This is a genomic window from Variovorax monticola (genome assembly GCF_051216855.1).
Lineage (GTDB): Bacteria > Pseudomonadota > Gammaproteobacteria > Burkholderiales > Burkholderiaceae_C > Variovorax.
Genome location: NZ_JBPJZP010000006.1, coordinates 194,149 through 217,382 on the forward strand (window position 1 = coordinate 194,149; position 23,234 = coordinate 217,382).

24 protein-coding genes are annotated in these 23,234 nt (G+C 66.3%); 21 read left to right on the top strand and 3 right to left on the bottom strand.

What is annotated here, in order from left to right:
• Nucleotides 1-104 precede the first annotated feature (104 nt).
• The 19 genes from scpB (at nt 105) to ACSFA5_RS21985 (ending at nt 19,474) form a co-directional block, all read left to right on the top strand.
• A complete protein-coding gene (gene scpB / locus ACSFA5_RS21895; RefSeq protein WP_435446145.1) occupies nt 105-899 on the top strand; it encodes an SMC-Scp complex subunit ScpB in 795 nt (264 codons plus the stop codon).
• The gene (locus tag ACSFA5_RS21900) at nt 896-2,746 is read left to right on the top strand and encodes a pseudouridine synthase (protein ID WP_435446146.1); all 1,851 of its coding nucleotides are present in this window, start codon (nt 896-898) and stop codon (nt 2,744-2,746) included. Before scpB ends, ACSFA5_RS21900 begins: the two co-directional genes overlap by 4 nt.
• Before the next feature lie 153 nt (nt 2,747-2,899).
• Nucleotides 2,900-3,325, top strand: coding sequence for a nucleoside-diphosphate kinase (ndk, locus tag ACSFA5_RS21905; RefSeq protein ID WP_435446147.1), 426 nt, complete (start codon nt 2,900-2,902; stop codon nt 3,323-3,325).
• 20 nt (nt 3,326-3,345) lie between these two features.
• Nucleotides 3,346-4,494 (top strand): dual-specificity RNA methyltransferase RlmN, encoded by a 1,149-nt coding sequence (gene rlmN, locus ACSFA5_RS21910; protein WP_435446148.1) that lies wholly within the window; start codon nt 3,346-3,348, stop codon nt 4,492-4,494.
• A 4-nt stretch (nt 4,495-4,498) separates the two neighbouring features.
• Nucleotides 4,499-5,353 carry a type IV pilus biogenesis/stability protein PilW gene (gene pilW / locus ACSFA5_RS21915; protein WP_435446149.1) on the top strand — a complete coding sequence of 285 codons (855 nt, stop codon included), beginning with the start codon at nt 4,499-4,501 and terminating at the stop codon, nt 5,351-5,353.
• The gene (locus tag ACSFA5_RS21920) at nt 5,346-6,311 is read left to right on the top strand and encodes a helix-turn-helix domain-containing protein (protein WP_435446150.1); all 966 of its coding nucleotides are present in this window, start codon (nt 5,346-5,348) and stop codon (nt 6,309-6,311) included. Before pilW ends, ACSFA5_RS21920 begins: the two co-directional genes overlap by 8 nt.
• Nucleotides 6,308-7,597, top strand: coding sequence for a flavodoxin-dependent (E)-4-hydroxy-3-methylbut-2-enyl-diphosphate synthase (gene ispG, locus ACSFA5_RS21925; RefSeq protein ID WP_435446151.1), 1,290 nt, complete (start codon nt 6,308-6,310; stop codon nt 7,595-7,597). The genes ACSFA5_RS21920 and ispG overlap by 4 nt, the downstream gene beginning before the upstream one ends.
• Nucleotides 7,598-7,613: 16 nt before the next feature.
• Nucleotides 7,614-8,924: a histidine--tRNA ligase gene (gene hisS / locus ACSFA5_RS21930; protein ID WP_435446152.1), complete on the top strand. Its 1,311-nt coding sequence runs from the start codon at nt 7,614-7,616 to the stop codon at nt 8,922-8,924.
• Between the two features lie 6 nt (nt 8,925-8,930).
• Nucleotides 8,931-9,623, top strand: a complete 693-nt coding sequence (locus ACSFA5_RS21935; RefSeq protein WP_435446153.1) for a YfgM family protein — start codon at nt 8,931-8,933, stop codon at nt 9,621-9,623.
• A 7-nt stretch (nt 9,624-9,630) separates the two neighbouring features.
• Complete coding sequence (gene bamB, locus ACSFA5_RS21940) at nt 9,631-10,773, top strand: outer membrane protein assembly factor BamB (protein WP_435446154.1); 1,143 nt, start codon at nt 9,631-9,633, stop codon at nt 10,771-10,773.
• Nucleotides 10,774-10,827: 54 nt separating this feature from the next.
• Nucleotides 10,828-12,171, top strand: coding sequence for a ribosome biogenesis GTPase Der (gene der, locus ACSFA5_RS21945; protein ID WP_435446155.1), 1,344 nt, complete (start codon nt 10,828-10,830; stop codon nt 12,169-12,171).
• 172 nt (nt 12,172-12,343) lie between these two features.
• On the top strand, nt 12,344-12,589 hold the full coding sequence (hfq, locus tag ACSFA5_RS21950; RefSeq protein WP_435438615.1) for an RNA chaperone Hfq: 246 nt from the start codon (nt 12,344-12,346) through the stop codon (nt 12,587-12,589).
• Between the two features lie 55 nt (nt 12,590-12,644).
• Complete coding sequence (hflX, locus tag ACSFA5_RS21955) at nt 12,645-13,814, top strand: GTPase HflX (protein WP_435446156.1); 1,170 nt, start codon at nt 12,645-12,647, stop codon at nt 13,812-13,814.
• 74 nt (nt 13,815-13,888) lie between these two features.
• Complete coding sequence (gene hflK / locus ACSFA5_RS21960) at nt 13,889-15,253, top strand: FtsH protease activity modulator HflK (protein WP_435446157.1); 1,365 nt, start codon at nt 13,889-13,891, stop codon at nt 15,251-15,253.
• Between the two features lie 16 nt (nt 15,254-15,269).
• A complete protein-coding gene (hflC, locus tag ACSFA5_RS21965; RefSeq protein WP_435446158.1) occupies nt 15,270-16,169 on the top strand; it encodes a protease modulator HflC in 900 nt (299 codons plus the stop codon).
• A gap of 13 nt (nt 16,170-16,182) precedes the next feature.
• Nucleotides 16,183-16,371: a DUF2065 domain-containing protein gene (locus tag ACSFA5_RS21970; protein WP_435446159.1), complete on the top strand. Its 189-nt coding sequence runs from the start codon at nt 16,183-16,185 to the stop codon at nt 16,369-16,371.
• Between the two features lie 44 nt (nt 16,372-16,415).
• Nucleotides 16,416-17,576, top strand: a complete 1,161-nt coding sequence (locus ACSFA5_RS21975; RefSeq protein ID WP_435446160.1) for an ATP phosphoribosyltransferase regulatory subunit — start codon at nt 16,416-16,418, stop codon at nt 17,574-17,576.
• A 24-nt stretch (nt 17,577-17,600) separates the two neighbouring features.
• Nucleotides 17,601-18,932 (top strand): adenylosuccinate synthase, encoded by a 1,332-nt coding sequence (locus tag ACSFA5_RS21980; RefSeq protein ID WP_435446161.1) that lies wholly within the window; start codon nt 17,601-17,603, stop codon nt 18,930-18,932.
• Between the two features lie 17 nt (nt 18,933-18,949).
• On the top strand, nt 18,950-19,474 hold the full coding sequence (locus ACSFA5_RS21985; RefSeq protein ID WP_435446162.1) for a phosphoribosyltransferase: 525 nt from the start codon (nt 18,950-18,952) through the stop codon (nt 19,472-19,474).
• A 15-nt stretch (nt 19,475-19,489) separates the two neighbouring features.
• Here the strand turns inward: ACSFA5_RS21985 and ACSFA5_RS21990 are convergent, their stop codons facing one another.
• Nucleotides 19,490-19,942, bottom strand: coding sequence for a VOC family protein (locus ACSFA5_RS21990; RefSeq protein ID WP_435446163.1), 453 nt, complete (start codon nt 19,940-19,942; stop codon nt 19,490-19,492).
• Nucleotides 19,943-20,029: 87 nt separating this feature from the next.
• Complete coding sequence (locus ACSFA5_RS21995; protein ID WP_435446164.1) at nt 20,030-20,878, bottom strand: helix-turn-helix domain-containing protein; 849 nt, start codon at nt 20,876-20,878, stop codon at nt 20,030-20,032.
• A 109-nt stretch (nt 20,879-20,987) separates the two neighbouring features.
• On the opposite strand from ACSFA5_RS21995, the gene ACSFA5_RS22000 reads away from it, so the two are divergent.
• Together ACSFA5_RS22000 and ACSFA5_RS22005 are read left to right on the top strand one after the other, a co-directional pair.
• On the top strand, nt 20,988-22,181 hold the full coding sequence (locus ACSFA5_RS22000) for a PLP-dependent transferase (protein WP_435446165.1): 1,194 nt from the start codon (nt 20,988-20,990) through the stop codon (nt 22,179-22,181).
• Between the two features lie 114 nt (nt 22,182-22,295).
• Nucleotides 22,296-22,499 (top strand): hypothetical protein, encoded by a 204-nt coding sequence (locus ACSFA5_RS22005; RefSeq protein WP_435438625.1) that lies wholly within the window; start codon nt 22,296-22,298, stop codon nt 22,497-22,499.
• Between the two features lie 77 nt (nt 22,500-22,576).
• Here the strand turns inward: ACSFA5_RS22005 and ACSFA5_RS22010 are convergent, their stop codons facing one another.
• Nucleotides 22,577-23,212, bottom strand: a complete 636-nt coding sequence (locus ACSFA5_RS22010) for an arylesterase (RefSeq protein ID WP_435446166.1) — start codon at nt 23,210-23,212, stop codon at nt 22,577-22,579.
• Nucleotides 23,213-23,234: the final 22 nt, after the last annotated feature.

Here is a 23,234-nt window from a genome sequence, read left to right on the forward strand (position 1 = left end):
CGAGGCCGGCCTCGCGCTGCATTTGCCGTGTGCCTGCAGCGCCAACTCCTTTCATCCTTCTGAACAAGCGTCCCCGAGGCGCCTTTTCCCGGATAACGCGAACCATGAATACGGCGGATGCCAAGCGCATTCTCGAAACCGCCTTGATCTGTTCGAGCCAGCCTTTGCCGGTGCGCGACATGCGCGTGCTGTTCGACGACGGACTGGGTGTGGACACCATCAAGGTGCTGTTGCTTGAATTGCAGGAAGACTGGGCGCAGCGCGGCCTGGAGCTTGTGAGCGTCGGCAGCGGCTGGCGCTTTCAGAGCCGGCCCGAAATGCGCGACCATCTCGACCGCCTGCACCCCGAGAAGCCGCCGCGCTACACGCGCGCCGCCCTCGAGACGCTGGCCATCATTGCCTATCGCCAGCCGGCCACGCGCGGCGACATGGAAGACATTCGCGGCGTGACGATCAATTCGCTGATCCTCAAGCAGCTCGAGGACCGCGGCTGGGTCGAGGTCATCGGCCACCGTGAAACCGTGGGCCGGCCGGGTCTGTACGCCACCACGCGCCAGTTTCTCGACGACTTGGGACTGGCCTCGCTCGACCAGTTGCCATTGATCGAAACGCCGGCGCAGCAGGCGGCCCTGGTCGATGCGCTCGAGCGGGCCTCCGGCGAGCAGCAGGGCCTGCCGATGGATGCGGCGCCGGAAATGGTCGACGTCGCGGAAATAGCGCGAGTCGCCGAGGCGCCCGAAGCCTTGTCTGCCCCAGAAACAGAAACAGAACCCGAAGCCGAATCCACGGCCGAGCCGGAACCCGCGTCCGCTCACGCCGAGCCACCGGTCCCAGAACCCGATGCCCCGTCTGTGGACGAGGCCGGCCCCCACGCTCCTTCCTCCGGAAAAACCCCATGAGCACACCCGACACCGAAGACGCGGCCATGCTGCCTGCCGAACCCGAAGTCAAAAAGAAGAAACGTGCGACCGCGCCCAAGAAGGCTGCAGGTGAGGCGGTTGAAGCCGTAGCGACGGAGGCCGCGACGCCTGAATCCGCGCCTCTGGAAGCCGAAGCGCCCAAGAAGCCGCGCGCGCCTCGCAAGAAGAAGGTGGCGGACGACGCTGCGGCTGCAACCGACGCGCCGGCTTTGGCTGAAGAGGCCCCTGCGGTCGCCGGGCCGGTGGAGGCTGTAGCGGCCAAGGTCGAGGCGCCCGTCGCTGCTGCCGCGGAAGAAACCGCCGAGCCGGCGCCCGCGCAGCAGGCCCGCCAGGCGACGCAGTCCGAGCAGGTTGCCCGTAACGACGGTAGCGACGAGGACGAAGACGACGAGGAGGAGCCCGACGAGGAAGAAGACGACCTCGACCGTGCCCGCCGCGCCGCCGAGCGCGAGCAGCGCCATGCGCTGCCGCCCGAGCCGATCCGCTTCGCCGACGTCATTTCCGGCCAGTTCGACGCCGACGAAGAAAGCCCGGAGGTACCACCGCTCAAGCGCGTGCTGCTCCCCGAGGCCGACTCGCCCAAGCTGCACAAGGTGCTGGCCCAGGCGGGCCTCGGTTCGCGGCTCGAAATGGAGCAACTGATTCTCCAGGGCCGCATTTCCGTCAACAACGAACCGGCCCACATCGGCCAGCGCATCCAGTTCGGCGACCAGGTCAAGATCAACGGCAAGCCGATCCGCTTCCGCATCGCGCCCCCGCCGCCACGCGTCATCGCGTACCACAAGCCCGTGGGCGAAGTGGTGACGCACGACGATCCGCAGAACCGCCCGACTGTGTTCCGCAAGCTGCCGCGCCTGCAGCAAGGCAAGTGGCAGTCGGTCGGCCGGCTCGACCTGAACACCGAAGGCCTGCTGCTGTTCAGCAGCTCGGGCGATCTGGCCAACCAGCTCATGCACCCGCGCTTCGGCCTGGAGCGCGAGTACGCGGTGCGTGTGCTGGGCGCGCTCACCGCCGAAGAAAAGAAGAAGCTGCTCGACGGCGTTCGCCTGGACGACGGCATGGCGCAGTTCGGCACCATCGAGGACGGTGGCGGCGAGGGTGCCAACTGCTGGTACCGCGTGACCATTTCCGAAGGCCGCAACCGCGAGGTTCGCCGCCTGTTCGAGTCGGTGGGCCATGCGGTCAGCCGGCTGATCCGCATCCGCTACGGCGCAATGGTGCTGCCGCGCGGCCTGAAGCGCGGCGCCTGGATGGAGCTCGACGAGCGTGACATCCGTGCGCTGTTCCAGGCGTCCGGCGGCGCGGCGGCGCGGCCCGATTCGCAGCAGGTGCGGGGACCCGGACAGGACGGCGGCGGCAATGGCCGCAACAAGAAGCGCCGCGGCAACCGCAACGGCGGTGCCGGTGGCGGCCAGCCGCGCGACATGCGCGACGGCCGTGACCAGGGCGCCCGCGAGGCCCCGATTCCGAGCCCGCTGGGCGACGGTCGTGCACCGCGCGGTGACCGGGGCGATCGCGGCGGCCGTGTCAACCGTGGGCCCGGCCCCGGCAACGGCGGTCCGCCGCAAGGCCAGGCGCGCCGCGGGAACGGCAATGCCGGCAATGGTGGCAACCGCCAGGGCGGTGGCGGCAATCGCCAGGGCGACGACCGTCAACCCAGCGGTGCGAATCAGCCCGATCCGATGAAGACGTCGCTCGGCTACATCGGTGCCGACAGCTTCTCGCGTCAGCGCAAGGAACAGCGCCCGGGCCAGGGTCGCCGCAGCGGCGGTGGTGGCTACGGCGGTCCGGCAGGGCAGGCCGGCGGACGGCGCCGAGGGCGCTGAAAGCCAGCCGCCGGAGCGCGGCCTTTCGCGGGGTTTTCACCAACCACGAAGGCTGCGCCGGTTAAAATCAGAGGCTTTGTCGACAGGTGACGCAACGAATGCGTTGCAGTTGTGACAAAACACTTCAAAATCAAAGCTCCAGGAAGCATTTCAATGGCTATCGAACGTACCCTCTCCATCATCAAGCCCGACGCAGTTGCCAAGAACGTCATCGGCAAGATCGTTTCCCGCTTTGAAGCCGCCGGCCTCAAGGTCGTCGCCGCCAAGCTGGTGCACCTGTCGCGCAACGAAGCCGAGCAGTTCTACTCGGTGCACAAGGAACGTCCTTTCTTCAAGGACCTCGTCGAGTTCATGATCTCTGGCCCCGTGTTCGTGCAAGCGCTCGAAGGCGACAACGCCATCGCCAAGAACCGCGACCTGATGGGCGCCACCGACCCCAAGAAGGCGGCCGCCGGCACCATCCGCGCCGACTTCGCCGACAGCATCGACGCCAACGCCGTGCACGGTTCGGACGCGCCTGAAACCGCAGCGAACGAAATCGCCTTCTTCTTCGCGGGCCTCAACGTCTACGCACGCTGAAGCCCATCTCGACCGATTCCATGACCACAGTCAACCTGCTCGAATTCGATCTCGAGGGGTTGACTGCGTTCTGCGAAAAGCTCGGCGAGAAAAAATTCCGCGCCACGCAGTTGTTCCGCTGGATCCACCAGCGTGGCGCGAGCGACTTCACCCAGATGACCGATCTGGCGAAGTCGCTGCGCGAGAAGCTCGCGACCACCGCGCGCGTGGAGGCCTTGCCGGTCATCACGCAGCACGAATCCAAGGACGGCACGATCAAGTGGCTGTTCGACGTCGGTGACGGCAATGCCGTCGAAGCCGTATTCATTCCAGAGGACGACCGCGGCACCCTGTGCGTGTCGTCCCAGGCCGGCTGTGCGGTCGGTTGCCGCTTTTGCTCGACCGGGCATCAGGGCTTCAGCCGCAACCTGAGCACGGGCGAAATCGTCGCCCAGCTGTGGTTTGCCGAGCATTTTCTTCGCAAGCACCTCAAGCGCAGCGAGCGCGTCATCTCCAACGTGGTGATGATGGGCATGGGCGAGCCGCTGCAGAACTACTCGGCGTTGGTGCCCGCACTGCGCACCATGCTCGACGACAACGCCTATGGGCTGTCGCGCCGCCGTGTGACGGTGTCGACGTCCGGCGTGGTGCCCATGATCGACCGTCTGGGCACCGACTGCGCCGTGGCCATGGCCGTGTCGCTGCATGCACCGAACGACGCGCTGCGCGACGACCTCGTGCCGCTCAACCGCAAGTACCCTATCGCCGAACTGCTCGAGGCCTGCAAGCGCTACCTGGCGCACGCGCCGCGCGACTTCATCACCTTCGAGTACTGCATGCTCGATGGCGTGAACGACCAGCCCGAGCATGCGCGCCAGCTGATCGAACTCGTGCGCACGCACGACGTGTCGTGCAAGTTCAACCTGATTCCGTTCAATCCGTTTCCGGCGTCCGGCCTGCTGCGATCGCCGCAGCCGCGCGTTCTCGCTTTCGCGAAGACGCTGAGCGAAGCCGGGCTCGTGACCACGGTGCGCAAGACGCGCGGCGACGACATCGACGCCGCCTGCGGCCAGCTCGCCGGCGACGTCAAGGACCGCACCCGTGCGGCCGAACGCATGGCGCAGCGCCGTGCGGCAGAGCGTCCCATCGTGATGCATCCGGTTCGCAAGACCATTCCCCAGGAGCACTGACCCCATGAGCATGGCCTTTCCGATGACGACCGTGAGCGCGCAGCGGCTGTTTGCCGCGAGCTTTGCCGGCGTCGCCGTGGCGTTTTTGCTCTCGGGCTGCGTGAACACCCGCACGACCACCACCAGCCTGGCCGACAGCAGCTCGGGCAGGGGCGTCGAGGTCGTGACCGAGTCGGACGAAAGCTCCCGCCAGCGCCGCGCGCGTCTGCGCATGGAGCTCGCTTCGGGTTATTTCGAACATGGCCAGACCACGGTGGCGCTCGACGAAATCAAGCAGGCGCTGGTCGCCGACCCCAACAACGCGGACGCCTACAACCTGCGCGGCCTCGTGTACATGCGCCTGGACGATGCCGGGATGGCCGAGGACAGCTTCCGCCGCGCCATCGCCATCAGCCCGCGCGATGCGAACGCACGCCACAACTACGGCTGGCTGCTGTGCCAGCAGAACCGCTACGGCGATGCCGCGGCGCAGTTCAACGAGGCGCTGGCGGTACCCAGCTACCCCGACCGCGCCAAGACGCTGATGACCCAGGGCGTGTGCGAGCTCAAGGCCGGCCAGCGCGTGCAGGCCGAGCGCAGCCTCATGCAGGCCTACGAGATCGACGCCGGCAACCCGGTGGTCGGCTTCAACCTGGCCTCGGTGCTCGCGCAGCGCGAAGAGTGGTCGCGTGCACAGTTCTACATTCGCCGCGTCAACAACAGCGCATCGGCCAGCGCCGAAACGCTCGCGCTCGGCATCAATATCGAGCGAAAGCTCAACAACCGCGAGGCTGCCGCGCAGCTGGGCGGTCAACTGCAACGACGCTTCCCACAGTCGCGGGAGGCAATCGCGTACGAACGCGGGAATTTAAATGACTGATCGGGTTTTGGAGTTCGGCACTTCCGTGGCACAGACGCTCGAGGAAGGCGACACCACGCACAAGACGGCCGGCGATCTGCTTCGCGAGGCGCGCGAGGCCCACGGCCTGCACATCGAGATGGTGGCGGCCGCGCTCAAGGTGCCACCGCAGAAGTTGCTGGCGCTCGAGGCGGACGACATCGCCTCGCTGCCCGATGCGGTCTTCGCTCGCGCGCTGGCCGGCAGCGTGTGCCGCGCACTGCGTATCGATCCGGCGCCCGTGCTCGCAAAGCTTCCTTCCACGCAGAGGGTGTCGCTGGCCGAGTCGGACCGCACGCTCAAGAGTCACGTTTCGTCGGGCACGCCGCGCTGGAACGGCAGCAGCAGCAACCGTTCGAGCGGCCTGCCGTCGCGCGCGCTGGTGACGGTCGTGGTGCTGCTGCTGATCGGTGCAGGCGCGCTGTTCTGGCTGCCGCAGTCGGTCTTCGACCAGGTCGGTGCTTCGGTGTCGCGCCTGACGGCAAAGAGCGGCTCCGACGCCGGTTCGACCACCGAAGGTTCTGCGAATGGCGCGACCTCTGCGGATGGCTCCGGCGTGGTCGCCGGAACCGTTCCCGCGCAGGCCGTGGCACCGAGCGGGCCGGTCGGTCAAGCGCCGGCCGCTTCGAACGGCGCCCCCTTGGTTGCGGCACCTGTCGCCGCAGCATCGGCGCCCTCGGCGCCCGCCGCGAGCAGCAGCCAGCAACTGGTTCTCGTGGCACGCGAGGAGTGCTGGGTCACAGTGACGGAGGCCGGTGGCAAGCAACTGCTGCGCCGCAGCCTGAAGGCGGGCGAAACGCTCGGCGTGTCGGGCACACTGCCGCTGTCCGTCGTGGTCGGCCGCGCGTCGAGTGTGGACGTGCAGGTTCACGGTCAGCCTTTCGACCTGAAGCCCGTCACCAAGAATGGCGGCGTGGCGCGTTTCGAGGTGAAGTCATGACAAACGATTGCCTTCCCGTTGCCGTGGGTCCCATCGAGGCCGCCGCGCCCAAGGCACGCCGTTCGCGCCAGGCCCAGGTGGTCTGGGGTTCGCGCGTGGTCTCCGTGGGCGGCGACGCTCCAGTGCGCGTGCAGTCCATGACCAACACCGACACCGTCGATGCCATCGGCACCGCGATCCAGGTGAAGGAGCTGGCCATTGCCGGCTCGGAAATGGTCCGCATCACGGTCAACACCCCTGAAGCCGCGGCGCAGGTGCCCTACATCCGCGAGCAGCTCGACCGCATGGGCATCGACGTGCCGCTGATTGGCGACTTCCACTACAACGGCCATCGCCTGCTCACCGACTATCCGGCCTGCGCCGAGGCATTGAGCAAGTACCGCATCAACCCCGGCAACGTAGGCAAGGGCGACAAGAAGGACAAGCAGTTCGGCCAGATGATCGACGCCGCGATGCGCTGGAACAAGCCGGTGCGCATCGGCGTGAACTGGGGCAGCCTCGACCAGGAATTGCTCGCCAGCCTGATGGACATCAACAGCCAGCGCGCGCAGCCCTGGGACGCCAAGCAGGTGATGTACGAGGCGCTGATCACCTCGGCCATCGAGTCCGCCAAGCTGGCCGAATCGATGGGCATGGCGGGCAACCAGGTCATTCTGTCGTGCAAGGTGAGCGGTGTGCAGGACCTGATCTCGGTGTACCGCGAGCTCGCCAAGCGTTGCGACTATTCGCTGCACCTGGGCCTCACGGAGGCCGGCATGGGCACCAAGGGCACGGTGGCCTCGGCCACGGCGCTGTCGATCCTGCTGCAGGAGGGCATCGGCGACACCATTCGTGTGTCGCTCACGCCGCAGCCGGGCGAGTCGCGCACGCAGGAAGTGCTGATCGCCAACGAAATCCTGCAAGCGCTGGGCTTGCGCATCTTCGTGCCCAGCGTCACCGCCTGCCCCGGCTGCGGACGCACCACCAGCACCACCTTCCAGGAGCTGGCAAAGCAGATCGACGACTACCTGCGCCAGCAGATGCCGGTCTGGCGCACGAAGTACCCGGGTGTGGAAGCGATGAAGGTGGCCGTCATGGGCTGCATCGTCAACGGCCCCGGCGAGAGCAAGCACGCGGACATCGGCATCAGCCTGCCCGGCACCGGCGAGGCGCCCGCCGCACCGGTCTTCATCGACGGCGAAAAGGCCCTCACGCTGCGCGGCGACAATATTGCCAACGAGTTCCACCAGCTCGTCGAAACCTACATCGAAAAGCGCTTCGGCGGCGAGCGCGCCGTCGCGGCCTGACACCTCCGCGGAATCCATGGCTGAAAAATTGAATGCCGTCAAAGGCATGAACGACATATTGCCGCCCGAATCGGCGCGCTGGGAGTGGCTCGAGGCCACCGTGCGCGACCTGATGGGGCGCTATGCGTACCGCAACGTGCGCACGCCGATCCTCGAACACACGGCGCTGTTCGTGCGCGGCATCGGCGAAGTGACGGACATCGTCGAGAAGGAGATGTACGCCTTCGAGGACCGTTCCGACAAGCACGGCCAGGCGGAACATCTGGCCATGCGGCCCGAAAACACCGCGGGCCTCGTGCGCGCGGTGATCGAGCACAACATGCTCTACGACGGCCCCAAGCGCCTCTGGTACACAGGCCCGATGTTCCGTCGCGAGAAGCCGCAGCGTGGACGCTACCGACAGTTCCACCAGATCGGCGCCGAAGCCCTGGGCTTCGCCGGCCCCGATGTCGATGCCGAACTGATCCTGCTCGCGAGCGCGCTCTGGAGGGCCATCGGCCTGACCGACGTGCGGCTCGAACTCAACAGCCTGGGCCAGCCTGCGGAGCGCGCACTGCACCGCGCACAGCTCATCGCCCACTTCGAACAGCATGCCGACAAGCTCGACGAAGACGGCAAGCGCCGCCTGCCCAGCAATCCGCTGCGCATTCTCGACACCAAGAATCCGGCGATGAAGGAGATCGTCGAATCGGCCCCGAAGCTGATCGACTTCCTCGGCGCTGAATCGCTCGCGCACTTCGAGGGGTTGCAGTCCATCCTCAAGGCCAACGACATCGCCTTCACGATCAACCCGCGCCTGGTGCGCGGCCTGGACTACTACAACCTGTCGGTGTTCGAGTTCGTGACCGACCGGCTCGGCGCGCAGGGCACCGTGTGCGCCGGCGGCCGCTATGACGACCTGATCGCCCAGATCGGCGGCAAGCCCGCACCGGCGGTGGGCTGGGCCATGGGCGTGGAGCGCGTGCTCGACCTTCTGAAGGAGCAGGGCGCCGATGTGCCTGCGCCGGTCCCCGATGCTTACGCCATCGTGCCCGACGCCGCCTCGATGCCCGTCGTGCTGCGCACGCTGCAACAGCTGCGCGAAGCCGGCGTGCGCGTGCAGATGCACGCGGCCACCGCCGACGGGCTTGCAAGCTTCAAGGCGCAGATGAAAAAGGCGGACGCCAGCGGCGCCCGCCACGCACTGATCTTCGGTGCCGATGAACTTGCACGCGGCGAAGTGACTCTGAAAGCGCTGCGCGACGCAAGCGTTGCGCAGACCGCACGGCCCCTCGCAGAAGTGGCCGCCTGGGCCGTCACCCTACAATCGCCGGCTCCCAACATCTGACAGCGCATGGCAACCCCTCTCGACCTCGAAGAACAGGAACAGCTCGACCAGCTCAAGCATTTCTGGAACACCTACGGCACCCTGATCACCTGGGCCGTGCTGCTCGTCGCCGGCGCCTTCGTGGCCTGGAACGGCTGGCAGTACTACCAGCGCAGCAAGGCAACGCAGGCCGCAGCCCTTTACGACGAGGTCGAACGCAGCACGCAGTCCGGCGACGTCGAGCGCATCCAGCGCGTGCTGGGCGACATGAAGGAGCGCTTCGCCTCCACCACGTACGCGCAACAGGCCGGCCTGCTGGTCGCCAAGACGCTGTACGAGAAGGGCAATACCGAAGGCTCCCGTGCCGCGCTCACGTGGGTGGCGCAGAGCGCCATCGACCCGGGCTACCAGGCCATTGCCAGGCTGCGTCTGTCGGCCGAACTGCTGGACGCCAAGTCGTACGACGATGCGCTCAAGCAGCTCGATGGCAACGTGCCGAAGGAATTCGAACCGCTGGTGGCCGACCGCAAGGGCGACATCTACCTGGCCCAGGGCAAGCGCACCGAAGCGCAAGCCGAATACCGCAAGGCCTGGACTGGCCTTGGCGCCACCTCCGACTACCGCCGCCTGATCGAGATCAAGCTCAACGCCGTCGGCGTCGACCCCAAGAGCCTGGCGCCAGTCGTCACGGTCACACCCGCAGCCCCCAAAACTCCCTGACCGCATCATGAATTTCAAGCGTTTCGTGCCTGAATCGACCGCCCTGCGTGCGGGATCAGCTCTTGTCTTGGTAGCGTTCCTCGCGGCTTGCTCCGGCAGCGGCAAGCCTAAGCCCGAAGAGCTTCCGGCCAACCCGGCCCTGGTGGGCGTTCGCCAGGCCTGGACGGTGCGCATTCCCGAGGTCAAGTTCCCCCTCACCACCGACATCAGCGGCGACACGGTCACGGTGGCCGGCAGCGACGGCACGGTGGTGGCCATCGACGCCCGCGCCGGTCGCGAAACCTGGCGCGCCAGCGTCGGGGCTCCTCTGGCAGCCGGTGTCGGCAGCGACGGCACCATGGCCGCGGTAGTCACCACCAACAACGAGCTGGTCGCGATCGAGAACGGCAAGGTCCTGTGGAAGCAGAAGCTGTCGGCGCAGGCCTTCACTGCGCCGCTGGTCGCTGGCCGCCGCGTGTTCGTGCAAACCGCCGACCGCAGCCTCAGTGCGTGGGACGGCCAGAGCGGCCGCCGCCTCTGGATCCAGCAGCGTACCGGCGAAAACCTCGTGCTGCGCAAGTCGGGCGTGCTGATCGCCGTGGGCGACACGCTGGTTGCCGGCATCGGCGGTCGTCTGGTGGGCATCAACCCGGCCAACGGCACTTCGCGCTGGGAGTCGCCCATCGCGGCACCGCGCGGCACCAACGACGTGGAACGCCTGGTCGACCTGACCGGCAGCGTGAGCCGATTCGGCGACACGGTCTGCGCGCGGGCTTACTACGCCAGCGTGGGCTGCGTCGAAACCGTGCGTGGTTCGTTGGTGTGGAGCAAGCCGGCTTCGGGCGCGGACGGCCTCAGCGGCGACGACCGCTTCGTCTACGGCACCGAATCCGACGGCAGCGTCGTGGCATGGCGTCGTGCGGATGGCGAACGCGCCTGGCAGATGACCCGCCTGAAGAACCGCGACCTGACCGCGCCGCTGGCCGTGGGCCGCTCGCTCATCATCGGCGAAGGCACCGGCACGCTGCATTTCGTGTCTCGCGAAGACGGCGCGCTGCTCAATCGCGTCACGCCCGATGGCTCCGCCATCACCGTCACGCCGGTCCTGGCCGGCAACACGGTCGTGGTCGTGACTGCCAAGGGTGGCGTGTTTGGCTATCGCCCTGAATAACTTTTACTTTTTGCAAGGCCCGATCATGAAAACCGCGCCATCGAAAGGCCGGCCATGAAGCCGGTCGTGGCCCTGGTCGGGCGCCCCAATGTGGGCAAGTCGACCCTCTTCAACCGCCTGACGCAGACGCGCGACGCCATCGTCGCCGACTTTGCCGGGCTCACGCGCGACCGCCATTACGGCAACGGCCGCCTGGGCAAGCACGAGTTCATCGTCATCGACACCGGTGGCTTCGAGCCCGACGCGGGCAGCGGCATCTACAAGGAAATGGCCAAGCAGACGCGGCAGGCCGTGGCCGAGGCCGATGTGGTGATCTTCGTGGTCGATGCCCGCGAAGGCCTATCGGCGCAAGACCATGACATCGCCAACGAACTGCGACGACTCGGCAAGCCCTGTGTGCTGGCGGCCAACAAGGCCGAAGGCATGCTCGACGGCACCAAGCTCGTGGATTTCTACGAACTCGGCTTCGGCGACGTCTACGGCGTGTCCGCGGCGCACGGGCAGGGCATGCGCGACCTGGTCGAGCTTGCGCTCGCACCGCTGAACCTGCCGGACCCCGAGGACGAGACCGGTGAAGACGACGTCAACAAGCCGATCAAGCTGGCCGTCGCGGGCCGACCCAACGTGGGCAAGTCGACGCTGATCAACACCTGGCTCGGTGAAGAGCGCCTCGTGGCCTTCGACATGCCGGGCACGACGCGCGACGCCATTTCCGTGCCCTTCGAGCGCAACGGCCAGCATTTCGAACTGATCGATACGGCCGGCCTGCGCCGCAAGGGCAAGGTGTTCGAGGCGATCGAGAAGTTCTCGGTGGTCAAGACGCTGCAGGCCATCGAGTCGGCCAACGTCGTGCTGTTGCTGCTCGATGCCACGCAGGGCGTGACCGATCAGGACGCGCACATTGCGGGCTACATCCTCGAGAGCGGACGTGCCGTGGTGATCGCCATCAACAAGTGGGATGCGGTCGACAGCTACCAGCGCGAGCAGATCCAGCGGCAGATCGAGACCCGGCTGCCGTTTCTGAAGTTCGCGGCACTGCATTTCATTTCGGCCATCAAGCGTCAGGGCCTGGGCCCCGTGTGGCAGGCGATCGCGCAGGCCCACAAGTCGGCCACCCGCAAGATGTCGACCCCGGTGCTGACCCGTCTGCTGCTGGAGGCGGTGCAGTTCCAGGCGCCCAAGCGCGGCGGCATGTACCGACCGAAGCTGCGCTATGCGCATCAGGGGGGCATGAATCCGCCGGTGATCGTGATCCATGGCAATTCGCTGGAGCACGTGACGGACGCTTACAAGCGCTTCCTCGAAGGGCGTTTCCGCAAGGAGTTCGAGCTGGTGGGCACGCCGCTGCGGATCCAGTTCAAGAGCTCGACGAATCCGTTTGCGGACAAGGACGACTGAGCGGCGACAGTATCTTGGCCGCCGATGGCGGCTGTTGACTTGACGCTGTCACGGAAGTTCCGTCTTTTGAGAGACGTTATTTTCTCAAGGCTTTTGACCCCGGTTGCTGCAGCGCGGAAACCCTGTGTTAAGGTCATATCTCCAACAACTACTCTTGAACACGGAGAATATCGTGAGCAATAAAGGGCAACTTCTGCAAGACCCGTTTCTGAACACTTTGCGTCGCGAGCACGTGCCGGTTTCCATTTATTTGGTCAACGGTATCAAGCTGCAAGGCCAGATCGAGTCTTTTGACCAGTACGTCGTGTTGCTTCGCAACACGGTGACGCAAATGGTCTACAAGCACGCCATTTCCACCATCGTGCCGGGTCGTGCCGTCAACTTCTCGGCCTCCGAGAGCGAAGACGCCGCTGCCTGATCGCGCGGAGCGCGGCGGCCCCGGTTGCCGCGCTTTTTCCCTATTCTGATCCCGCTTGTCTGAACTGATCCCCCGCCAGGAAGGCGCCGCCGTTCTCGTCGGTGTCGATTTCGGGCTGCCCCATTTCGACAGCGAACTCGAGGAACTCGGCCTGCTTGCGCAGACCGCAGGCCTTACGCCTGTCGCCCGTATTGCGTGCAAGCGCAAGGCCCCCGACGCCGCGTTGTTCGTTGGCAGCGGCAAGGCCGAGGAAATCAAGGAATTGGCTGCCCTGCACAGGGCCAGCGAAGTCATTTTCGACCAGTCCCTTAGTCCTGCGCAACAGCGCAACCTCGAGCGTCAGCTCGACGTTGCCGTCTACGACCGCACCTTCCTCATTCTCGAGATCTTCGCCCAGCGCGCACGTTCGCACGAAGGCAAGCTGCAGGTCGAGCTCGCTCGCCTGCAGTACCTCAGTACGCGCCTGGTTCGCCGCTGGTCCCACCTGGAGCGCCAGACCGGCGGCGCGGGTGTGCGAGGCGGCCCCGGCGAAAAGCAGATCGAGCTCGATCGCCGCATGATCAATGAGTCGATCAAGCGCACGCGCGAGCGTCTTGCGAAGGTGCAGAAGCAGCGTGGCACGCAGCGTCGCCAGCGCGAGCGCCGCGAGACCTTCAACATCTCGCTGGTGGGCTACACCAACGCGGGCAAGTCGTCGCTGTTCAATGCGCTGGTCAAGGCCCGAGCCTATGCGGCCGACCAGCTGTTCGCCACGCTCGACACGACCACGCGCAATCTCTATCTGGGCGACGCGCGTCGGCAGGTATCCATTTCCGACACCGTAGGCTTCATCCGCGACCTGCCACACGGCCTGGTCGATGCGTTCAAGGCCACGCTGCAGGAGGCAGTCGATGCCGACCTGCTGCTGCATGTGATCGACGCTTCCAACCCCCATTACCCCGAGCAGATGGCTGAGGTGCAGTCGGTCCTGCGCGACATCGGCGCTGACACCGTTCCGCAGCTTCTGGTGTTCAACAAGCTCGACGCCCTTGAAAGCGCGCAACATCCGCTGCATCTGCAGGACGAGATGGAAATCGACGGCGTGCAGGTCCCGCGCATCTTCCTCAGCGCCAAGAGCGGGGAGGGCGTGCCGCTGCTGCGCGCCGAGCTCGCACGGCAGTCGGGCTCCGTAGCCGATACGATGACCCCTGAGGCGGACGCTGAATTGCACGATTCCGCCGATTGATTGGGCACAATCCCGCCACTGACAAGAGAACGAAGCGAATGAATTCAAAGCCAGCGTGGAGAGGGTTTCTGGGCATGTTCAATCTGAACGATGGCCGATGGGGGCGTGGCGACGAGCCGTCCTCCAACGGCGATCGCCCGGCCGGGAACCGGCCCCCCGATGCCAATCCTCCGGGCGCACCGACCCCCCCGCCTTCGGGCAACAACAACGACAACCGTCCCCGCGGCCAGGGGCCCAACCAGGGCCCGCCCGACCTCGATGAACTCTGGCGCGACCTCAATCGCAAGCTTGGCGGTTTCTTCGGCGGCAAGGGTGGCGGCAATCGTCCTAACGGCGGCAGCAGCGGCGGTGGCGGCAATGGCTTCAAGCCCGACATGAAGAACGCAGGATTCGGCCTCGGCCTCGTGGCTGCAGTCGCGATCCTGATCTGGCTAGGCACGGGTTTCTTCATCGTGAACGAAGGCCAGCAGGCCGTGGTAACCCAGTTCGGGCGCTACAAGTCGACGGTGAACGCGGGCTTCAACTGGCGCCTGCCTTACCCCATTCAACGTCACGAGCTGGTGGTGACCACGCAGATCCGTTCGACCGACGTGGGCCGTGACGCCATCGTGCGTTCCACCGGGCTGCGCGAATCGGCCATGCTGACCGAAGACGAGAACATCGTCGAGATCAAGTTCGCCGTGCAGTACCGCCTGAGCAATGCGCAAGCCTGGCTCTACGAGAGCAAGTCGCCTGCCGAGACCATCGTCCAGGTTGCCGAAAGCTCCGTGCGCGAGGTGGTGGGCAAGATGAAGATGGATGCCGCTCTCGCGGAGGAGCGCGACCAGATCTCTCCTCGCGTGCGTCAGCTGATGCAGACCATTCTGGATCGCTACAAGATCGGCGTCGAAGTCGTCGGCATCAACCTGCAGCAGGGTGGGGTGCGCCCGCCGGAGCAGGTGCAGGCCGCATTCGACGACGTGCTCAAGGCGGGCCAGGAACGTGAGCGCGCCAAGAACGATGCGCAAGCCTACGCGAACCAGGTCGTGCCGCTGGCCACGGGTACGTCCTCGCGCCTCAAGGAGGAATCCGAGGCCTACAAGGCGCGCATCGTGGCGCAGGCACAGGGCGACGCCGGCCGCTTCAGCGCCGTGCTGACCGAATATCAGAAGGCGCCCCAGGTCACGCGCGACCGCATGTACACCGACGCCATGCAGCAGATCTATGCAAGCACGACCAAGGTGCTGGTCGACAGCAAGCAGGGCTCCAACCTGCTGTACCTGCCGCTGGACAAGCTCATGCAGATGGGTGGCAACAACACCGCGGCAACGCCGGTCGATGCTGCCAACCCCAATGTGGCCGGCACGGCGCCGGCCCAGTCGTCGGTGATACCGGTGGCGCCGACCACGAACGACACCCGCGTGCGTGACGGTCGTTCGCGTGAACGCGACGTGCGCTGAAAAGGGCAGGAAGAAAATGAACAGAATCGGATTCATCGCCTCGTCGATCCTCGTCCTTCTCGTGCTGTTGAGCTCGACCCTTTTCGTGGTCGATCAGCGCCAGTTCGGTGTGGTCTATTCCCTCGGCCAGATCAAGGACGTGATCACCGAGCCCGGCCTCAACTTCAAGCTGCCGCCGCCGTTCCAGAACGTGTCGTACATCGACAAGCGTCTGCTGACGCTGTCCAGTATCGACACCGAGCCCATGCTGACGGCTGAAAAGCAGCGCGTGGTGATCGATTGGTACGTGCGCTGGCGCATCAGCGATCCGCGGGCCTACATCCGCAACGTCGGTCTCGACGAGAACGCCGGTGCCATGCAGCTCAACCGTGTGGTTCGCAATGCGTTCCAGGAAAACATCAACAAGCGCACCGTGCGCGACCTGATTTCGGTGCGCCGCGAAGCCCTGATGGCAGACGTGCAGCGCGAAGTGCTGTCGGTGGTGAAGGGTGCCAAGCCCTGGGGCGTGGACGTGGTCGACGTGCGCATCACGCGTGTCGACTATGTGGAAGCGATCACCGAATCGGTCTACCGCCGCATGGAGGCCGAGCGCAAGCGCGTGGCGAACGAACTGCGTTCGACCGGCACGGCCGAGGGCGAAAAGATTCGCGCCGATGCCGATCGCCAGCGGGAAGTGATCGTGGCGAATGCCTATCGCGATGCGCAAAAGATCAAGGGCGAGGGCGATGCCCAGGCTGCTTCCGCGTATGCCGAGGCCTTTGGCCGCGACCCGCAGTTCGCGCAGTTCTATCGCAGCCTCGATGCCTACAAGCAGAGCTTCAACAAGAAGAGCGACGTGATGGTGCTCGACCCGTCGTCGGACTTCTTCCGCGCCATGCAGGGCTCGGGATCGGCCGCCAGCGCCCCTCGCCGCTGATTCGTCCGGAGCCGTGAGCGCCGACGTCTTCTGGAGCGCCCTTGCGCTCGTGCTGGTGATCGAAGGCATCCTGCCCTTCGTTTCGCCGGGGGGATGGCGGCGCGGTTTCGGGCAGCTCATGCAGCTGCGCGACGGCCAGCTTCGTTTCTTTGGACTTTGCAGCATCCTGCTGGGTTTGACGCTGCTCTGGGTCCTGGGGTAGCGCGGTCCCGGTAGAATCCCGGTTTAACCACGCCCCCGATCCCCATGTCCGCCTGGGTCCTCCCGGATCACATTGCCGATGTGCTGCCTTCCGAGGCGCGCCACATCGAAGAACTTCGACGCCAGCTGCTCGATACCGCCCGTGGCTATGGCTACGAGCTGGTGATGCCGCCGCTGCTCGAGCACCTCGAGTCGCTGCTTTCGGGCACCGGCGAGGCGCTCGACCTTCAAACCTTCAAGCTTGTCGACCAGCTCTCGGGCCGCAGCATGGGCCTTCGTGCAGACACCACCCCCCAGGTGGCGCGCATCGACGCCCACCTGCTGAACCGCGACGGCGTGACCCGCCTGTGCTACTGCGGCCCGGTGCTGCACACCCGGCCCGACCGGCCGCATGCCACCCGCGAGCCCTTGCAGTTCGGTGCCGAAATCTACGGTCATGCCGGCCTCGAGGCCGACACCGAGACTCTCCTGCTGGCGCTCGACTGCCTCCAGGCCGCCGGCCTGGAAGAGGGCGTGATCGTCGACCTGGCCGATGCGCGTATCGTGCGAGCCCTTTTCGCCGACGTGCCGGTCGATGCCGCCGTTCTGGCGCGCGTGCACGCGGCGCTGGCCGCCAAGGACGCGAGCGAGCTCGATTCGCTCACCAAGGATTTTCCTGCCGCTTCCCGCGACGGGCTGCGCGCCCTGGTCCAGCTGTACGGCGACGCGTCGGTGCTGGACGAGGCCGCCAAGGCCTTGAAGGGCACGCCAGCCGTGGCCGCCGCTCTGGCCGACCTGAAGCATCTTGCTGCCGGCCTCGAGGGTGTGGCGGGCCGTCAGATCAGTTTCGACCTGGCCGACCTGCGCGGCTACGCGTACTACAGCGGCATGCGTTTCGGCATCTACGTGCCCGGCGCGGTCGACTCCCTGGTGCGCGGCGGCCGCTACGACGAAGTGGGCGCCGTGTTCGGGCGCAACCGGCCGGCCGTCGGCTTCAGCCTTGACGTGCGCGAACTGGTCGGCGTGCTGCCGGCCCGCCCGCTGCGCGCCGCCATCCGTGCACCCTGGAGCGACGCGGCCGGCCTGCGTCAGGCCATTGCCCAATTGCGCAAGGCCGGCGAAACGGTAGTCTGCGTGCTGCCGGGTCATGGCAGCGAAATCGATGAATTCCACTGTGACCGCGAGCTCGTCGAGCATGCAGGCCAGTGGGATGTCCGAGCGATCTGAATTTTTGAAGTTAATGGAACGAGCATGAGCGTAACCACCGGAAGAAACGTGGTCGTCGTCGGTACCCAATGGGGCGACGAAGGCAAAGGCAAGCTTGTCGACTGGCTGACGGAAAGCGCCCAAGGCGTGGTCCGTTTCCAGGGCGGCCACAACGCGGGCCACACGCTGGTCATCAACGGTGTGAAAACCGCGTTGCACCTGATCCCGAGCGGCATCATGCGCCCCGGCGTCAAGTGCTACATCGGCAACGGCGTGGTGCTGTCCGCGGCCAAGCTGTTCGAGGAAATCGAAGGGCTGGAGAAGGCCGGTGTCGAAGTGCGTTCGCGCCTGCGCATCAGCGAGGCCTGCCCGCTGATCCTGCCGTTCCACGCCGCGCTGGACATCGCACGCGAGGCCTACCGTGAAAAGGGCGGCATCGAAAAAATCGGCACCACCGGCCGCGGCATCGGCCCGGCCTACGAAGACAAGATCGCGCGTCGCGCGCTGCGCGTGCAGGACCTGAAGCACCCCGACCGCTTCGCGGCCAAGCTGCGCGTGCTGCTCGACCTGCACAACCATGTGCTGACCCAGGTGCTGAGCGCACCGGCCATCGATTTCGACGAAGTCTTCAACGAAGCGATGCGGCACGCCGAACTGCTCAAGCCCATGATGGCCGACGTTTCGCGCGAGCTGAACGACGCCCACAGGAACGGCGCCAACCTGCTGTTCGAAGGCGCACAGGGCACGCTGCTCGACGTCGATCACGGCACCTACCCGTACGTCACTTCCAGCAACTGCGTGGCAGGCAATGCATCCGCCGGTTCGGGCGTGGGGCCGGGCATGCTGCACTACATCCTGGGCATCACCAAGGCCTACTGCACGCGCGTGGGCGGCGGTCCTTTCCCCACCGAGCTCGACTGGACCACGCCCGGCACCCCCGGCTACCACATGAGCACCATCGGTGCCGAAAAGGGCGTGACCACCGGCCGCAGCCGCCGTTGCGGCTGGTTCGATGCCGCGCTGCTCAAGCGCTCGGCGCAGGTCAACGGACTGTCGGGCCTGTGCATCACCAAGCTCGACGTGCTGGACGGCCTCGAAAAGCTCGAGCTGTGCACCGGCTACGAACTGGACGGCGAAATCACCGACATCCTGCCGATGGGCGCGGACGAGATCGAACGCTGCACGCCGATCTACGAAACCCTCGAAGGCTGGACCGAGAGCACGGTCGGCGTCACGCAATACGACAAGCTGCCGGTCAACGCGCGCCTGTACCTTCAGCGCATCGAGCAGGTCACCGGGGTGCCGATCCACATGGTGTCGACCAGCCCCGACCGCGATCACACGATCATGATGCGTCACCCCTATCTGGCCGACTGAAGAGGAAACGAAAACCCATGTTGACCGAAGACGGCAAGCATCTCTACGTCAGCTACGACGAGTACCACAACCTGATCGAGAAGCTCGCGATCAAGGTCCACCAGTCGGACTGGCAGTTCGACACCATCCTGTGCCTGGCGCGCGGCGGCATGCGCCCCGGCGACGTGCTCTCGCGCATCTTCGACAAGCCGCTGGCCATCATGTCGACCAGTTCGTACCGCGCCGATGCCGGCACGGTGCAGGGCCACCTCGACATCGCCCGCTTCATCACCACGCCCAAGGGCGAGATCGCGGGCAAGGTGCTGCTGGTCGACGACCTGGCCGATTCGGGCCACACGCTGCATGCCGTGATGGACATGCTGCGCAACAACTACCCGCCGATCACCGAGCTGCGCAGCGCCGTGATCTGGACCAAGGCGCTGTCGACCTTCACTCCCGATTACCAGGTGGAGTTTCTGGCCACCAACCCGTGGATTCATCAGCCCTTCGAAGGCTACGACGCCATGGGCCCCGAGAAGCTCATCGAGAAGTGGTCGGTCTGATGCGGGCCCGCCGGGTCATCCGGCGGGGTTGAGCATCATCGCGGTGTAGCGCCGTTGCATCTCTTGCGGCGTCAGCTTCTCGATGCTGTGCCCCACGTTCCAGCGATGGCCGAAGGGGTCGCGAAAGACGCCGGAGCGTTCCCCGTAGAACTGGTCCTGCGGCGCCATGTCGAGCGTGGCGCCGGCCGCCACGGCGCGTGCCACCACCGTGTCCGCGTTGTCCACATGCAGGTGCAGCGTGACGGCCGTGCCGCCCAGCGTCTTTGCGCTGTGGATGTCGAACTCGGCAAACTCGTCCGAGAGCATCAGGATCGCGCCGTTGTGGAAGTCCAGCTCCGCGTGGCCGATGCGCCCGCTGGGTTCGGTCAGGCGGAAGATCTCCTTCACCTCGAAGACCTTGCAATAGAAGTCGATGGCTGCGCCGGCGTCGTGGACGCAGAGGTACGGAAACAGTTCGTGGATGGCCATGGGTTCGTCCGTCAGGGTGGGGATAGTCGCGATTCTGGCTGCCGCCGTTCTTCAGGTCTTGAACAAATTTGACCTGCCCGCATGCCGTCAGATGCGCACATGCCGCGAGGCCCTTGGCGCCGCCCGCCGGTACACCTGGGGCGACATGCCGGCAATGACCAGGAAGTCGCGGCTGAAGTGCGCCTGGTCGCTGTAGCCGGCCTGCAGCGCGAGGTCGACCCAGGGCAGGGCGGGGTTCATGGCGGACAGCGCGAGCACGCGGTCGAAGCGCAGCATGCGTGCGTACTGCTTGGGCGCCAGGCCCGTCATGCCGCGAAAGAGCGCGATGAAGCGCCGGTGGCTGTAGCCACTGTGCTTCACCAGCGCGCCGATGGCGCCTGCTTGCGCCGCGTCGCCATGGGCGCCGGCGCTCGACAGGCTGGACAGCGCGTGCGCCACTGCGGGGTGCATGCCATGCATCGCGCGCTCGGCAAGGCGTGCCGTCAGCAGGGCTTCGACGATCGCGAGCTGCCGCGCGGGAGCGCCGGCGCCGTGAAGCTGCTCCAGTGCGAAACCTGCGTCCGCGCCCCAGAGCGCGTCGAGCGGCGTATGCGCATCGGCCAGCGCATCTTCCGGCGCACCAAGCAGCGCCCTGGCCGCACCCGGCTGCAGCATGACGCCGACCGATCGCGTCTCCAGCGACACATCGCGCACGAAGAATGCGCAGCGCGTTCCGCCCACCATCGCGTGGCCCACCGTGAAGCCGTGCGCATCGGCGTCGTCGCGAAACAGCCGCAGCGGCGGCCCGCCGAGCCGGAACACGAGGTGCATGCCACCGGTCGGCAGCACATGCTCGCGCGCACCCGGGCGCTGTGCGGGCGCACCGTCGGGCGCCGAGGCCCACAGCAGGCGCACGAAGGGCCGCAAGTGGGGAAGAGGGGGACGCGTCAGCTGCATGCCGAAGGCTGCTCCTGGGGGGGCGTGCTGTCGCCCGATGGCGCATTGTGCGACGCAACCGTCGGCTGAAGGCCAGGTGGGTGCTCTCCAGGGACGCTAGCATTGCCGCATGAGCAAGCCTTCCACGACCCTGATCCACCACCCCTACACCCCGCCCGCCACCTTCTCCGCGCCGCAGCCCGGCGTGTTCAAGGCGTCGACCGTGTTCTTCGCCGATGTGGCCGCCATGCGCGCGCGCGACTGGAAGACCAAGGCCGGCTACACCTACGGCCTGCACGGCACGCCCACCACCTTCACGCTCGAGGAGCGCCTGGCCACGCTCGAAGGCGGCACCGAGTGCCTGCTCGTGCCCAGCGGGCTGGCCGCCATCACGCTGGTGGCCTTCGCGTTCCTGAAGACCGGCGACGAGGTGCTCATTCCCGACAACGCCTACGGCCCCAACAAGGCGCTGGCCACCGGCGAGCTGGCCAACTTCGGCATCACGCACCGCATGTACGACGCGATGAACCCGGCCGACCTCGCGGCCAAGCTGTCGCACCGCACGCGGCTGGTGTGGGTCGAGGCGGCGGGTTCGGTGACGATGGAGTTCCCCGACCTGCCCGCGCTGGTGAACATCTGCCGCGCGCGCGGCGTCATGACCGCGCTCGACAACACCTGGGGCGCCGGCCTGGCCTTCGCACCCTTCGATTTCAACGACTCGGGGCAGGGCGTCGACATCTCGGTGCACGCGCTCACCAAGTACCCGAGCGGTGGCGGCGACGTGCTGATGGGCAGCGTGATCACGCGCGACGAGCGGCTGCACCGTGCGCTCAAGCTCACGCACATGCGCATGGGTTTCGGCATCGGCGTGGGCGACGTCGAGACGCTGCTGCGCTCGCTGCCCAGCATCTCGCTGCGCTACGCCGCGCACGACCGCGCCGCGCGCGAACTGGCCGGCTGGCTCAACGGCTGCGACGAAATTGCGCAGGTGCTGCACCCGGCGCTCGAGGACTCGCCGGGCCATGTCCACTGGCGCGCGCTGTGCGGCGAGACCGACCTGGCCGCGGGCCTGTTTTCCGTGGTGTTCGACGAGCGCTACAGCACCGAGCAGGTCGACCGCTTCTGCGACAGCCTCAGGCTGTTCCGCCTCGGCTACTCGTGGGGCGGGCCGATCAGCCTCGTGGTGCCTTACGACATCGGCCTGATGCGCGACGCGAGCGTGGCGCGCTGGCCCTACAAGGGCACGCTCGTTCGCTTCTCGGTCGGCCTGGAGGACGTGGAGGATCTGCGCGCCGATCTGCAGCAGGCGCTGGCCAGGATGTAAAAGATCGCTTCCGCGTCCTTGAGGCCCGCCTTGGGTACCGTCTCGGGACTGCACCGTTATCGCTTACAGTAGGCCACGCGCAGTCACCCTGACTGCCTCGCCCAAGGAGAAGCAGTGGCAACACCCAATTACGGCTACGAGAAGCGCCAGAAAGAGCTGGCCAAGAGAAAAAAGAAGGAAGAAAAGCTCCGGGAAAAGGCGAATCGCAAACTCTCACCGAGCAGCGACGGTCTGGCTCCCGGAGACCCGGAAACCGATGTGGCCTCGCTCGAGCGCGATGCACCCACGGTGCCCGAGTTGCCCACCAAGAACGGTTGATCCGTTTTTGGCGTACCGATCGAAAAGCCGCCGCAGGCCTGAGCCTGCGGCGGCTTTTTATCTGGTGCGGCGGTCTCTTACTTCGGCAGCAGCTTGCGCAGTTCGGGCCAGACGTTGTCGAGCAGCTGCGGCTGCGCCGCCGCCGTCGGGTGAATGCGGTCGGCCTGGAAGAGCGACATCGCATCGGGCGCATCGGCCACGCCCTTGAGCAGGAAGGGCACGAGCGCCGACTTCGTCGCGCTCGCCACCTTCGAGAACACCGCCTCGAAGCGCCGCGTGTAGTCGCCGCCGTAGTTGGGCGGCACCTGGATGCCGACGATCAGCACCTTCGCGCCCGCGGCCTGCGCGGTCTTGGCGATCTGCAGCAGGTTGCTCTCCGTGTCCGACAGCGGCAGGCCGCGCAAGGCGTCGTTGGCACCGAGCTCGACCACCACGTGGCTGGGCTTGTGCTGTGTGAGCAGCGAAGGAAAACGCGCGCGCCCGCCCGAGCTCGTGTCGCCGCTGATGCTGGCGTTGACCACGGTTGCTGCCACCTTCTGCTGCGCAAGCCTTTTTTCCAGCAAGGGTACCCAGCCTTCGCCGCGCTTCAGGCCGTACTCTGCGCTGAGCGAATCGCCCAGCACCAGGATCACCGGCTTGCCTGCCGCTGTCGAAACCTGGGCCTGCGCCGCGCTCGTCCATAGCCCCGCGTTGCCGAGCGCGGTGGTGGTCAAGATAAAGTCACGTCGATTCAAA

Coding starts and splice junctions, on each gene's coding strand:
- scpB (WP_435446145.1), top strand. CDS start 105: ATGAATACGGCGGATGCCAAGCGCATTCTCGAAACCGCCTTGATCTGT.
- ACSFA5_RS21900 (WP_435446146.1), top strand. CDS start 896: ATGAGCACACCCGACACCGAAGACGCGGCCATGCTGCCTGCCGAACCC.
- ndk (WP_435446147.1), top strand. CDS start 2,900: ATGGCTATCGAACGTACCCTCTCCATCATCAAGCCCGACGCAGTTGCC.
- rlmN (WP_435446148.1), top strand. CDS start 3,346: ATGACCACAGTCAACCTGCTCGAATTCGATCTCGAGGGGTTGACTGCG.
- pilW (WP_435446149.1), top strand. CDS start 4,499: ATGAGCATGGCCTTTCCGATGACGACCGTGAGCGCGCAGCGGCTGTTT.
- ACSFA5_RS21920 (WP_435446150.1), top strand. CDS start 5,346: ATGACTGATCGGGTTTTGGAGTTCGGCACTTCCGTGGCACAGACGCTC.
- ispG (WP_435446151.1), top strand. CDS start 6,308: ATGACAAACGATTGCCTTCCCGTTGCCGTGGGTCCCATCGAGGCCGCC.
- hisS (WP_435446152.1), top strand. CDS start 7,614: ATGGCTGAAAAATTGAATGCCGTCAAAGGCATGAACGACATATTGCCG.
- ACSFA5_RS21935 (WP_435446153.1), top strand. CDS start 8,931: ATGGCAACCCCTCTCGACCTCGAAGAACAGGAACAGCTCGACCAGCTC.
- bamB (WP_435446154.1), top strand. CDS start 9,631: ATGAATTTCAAGCGTTTCGTGCCTGAATCGACCGCCCTGCGTGCGGGA.
- der (WP_435446155.1), top strand. CDS start 10,828: ATGAAGCCGGTCGTGGCCCTGGTCGGGCGCCCCAATGTGGGCAAGTCG.
- hflK (WP_435446157.1), top strand. CDS start 13,889: ATGTTCAATCTGAACGATGGCCGATGGGGGCGTGGCGACGAGCCGTCC.
- hflC (WP_435446158.1), top strand. CDS start 15,270: ATGAACAGAATCGGATTCATCGCCTCGTCGATCCTCGTCCTTCTCGTG.
- ACSFA5_RS21975 (WP_435446160.1), top strand. CDS start 16,416: ATGTCCGCCTGGGTCCTCCCGGATCACATTGCCGATGTGCTGCCTTCC.
- ACSFA5_RS21980 (WP_435446161.1), top strand. CDS start 17,601: ATGAGCGTAACCACCGGAAGAAACGTGGTCGTCGTCGGTACCCAATGG.
- ACSFA5_RS21985 (WP_435446162.1), top strand. CDS start 18,950: ATGTTGACCGAAGACGGCAAGCATCTCTACGTCAGCTACGACGAGTAC.
- ACSFA5_RS21990 (WP_435446163.1), bottom strand. CDS start 19,942: ATGGCCATCCACGAACTGTTTCCGTACCTCTGCGTCCACGACGCCGGC.
- ACSFA5_RS21995 (WP_435446164.1), bottom strand. CDS start 20,878: ATGCAGCTGACGCGTCCCCCTCTTCCCCACTTGCGGCCCTTCGTGCGC.
- ACSFA5_RS22000 (WP_435446165.1), top strand. CDS start 20,988: ATGAGCAAGCCTTCCACGACCCTGATCCACCACCCCTACACCCCGCCC.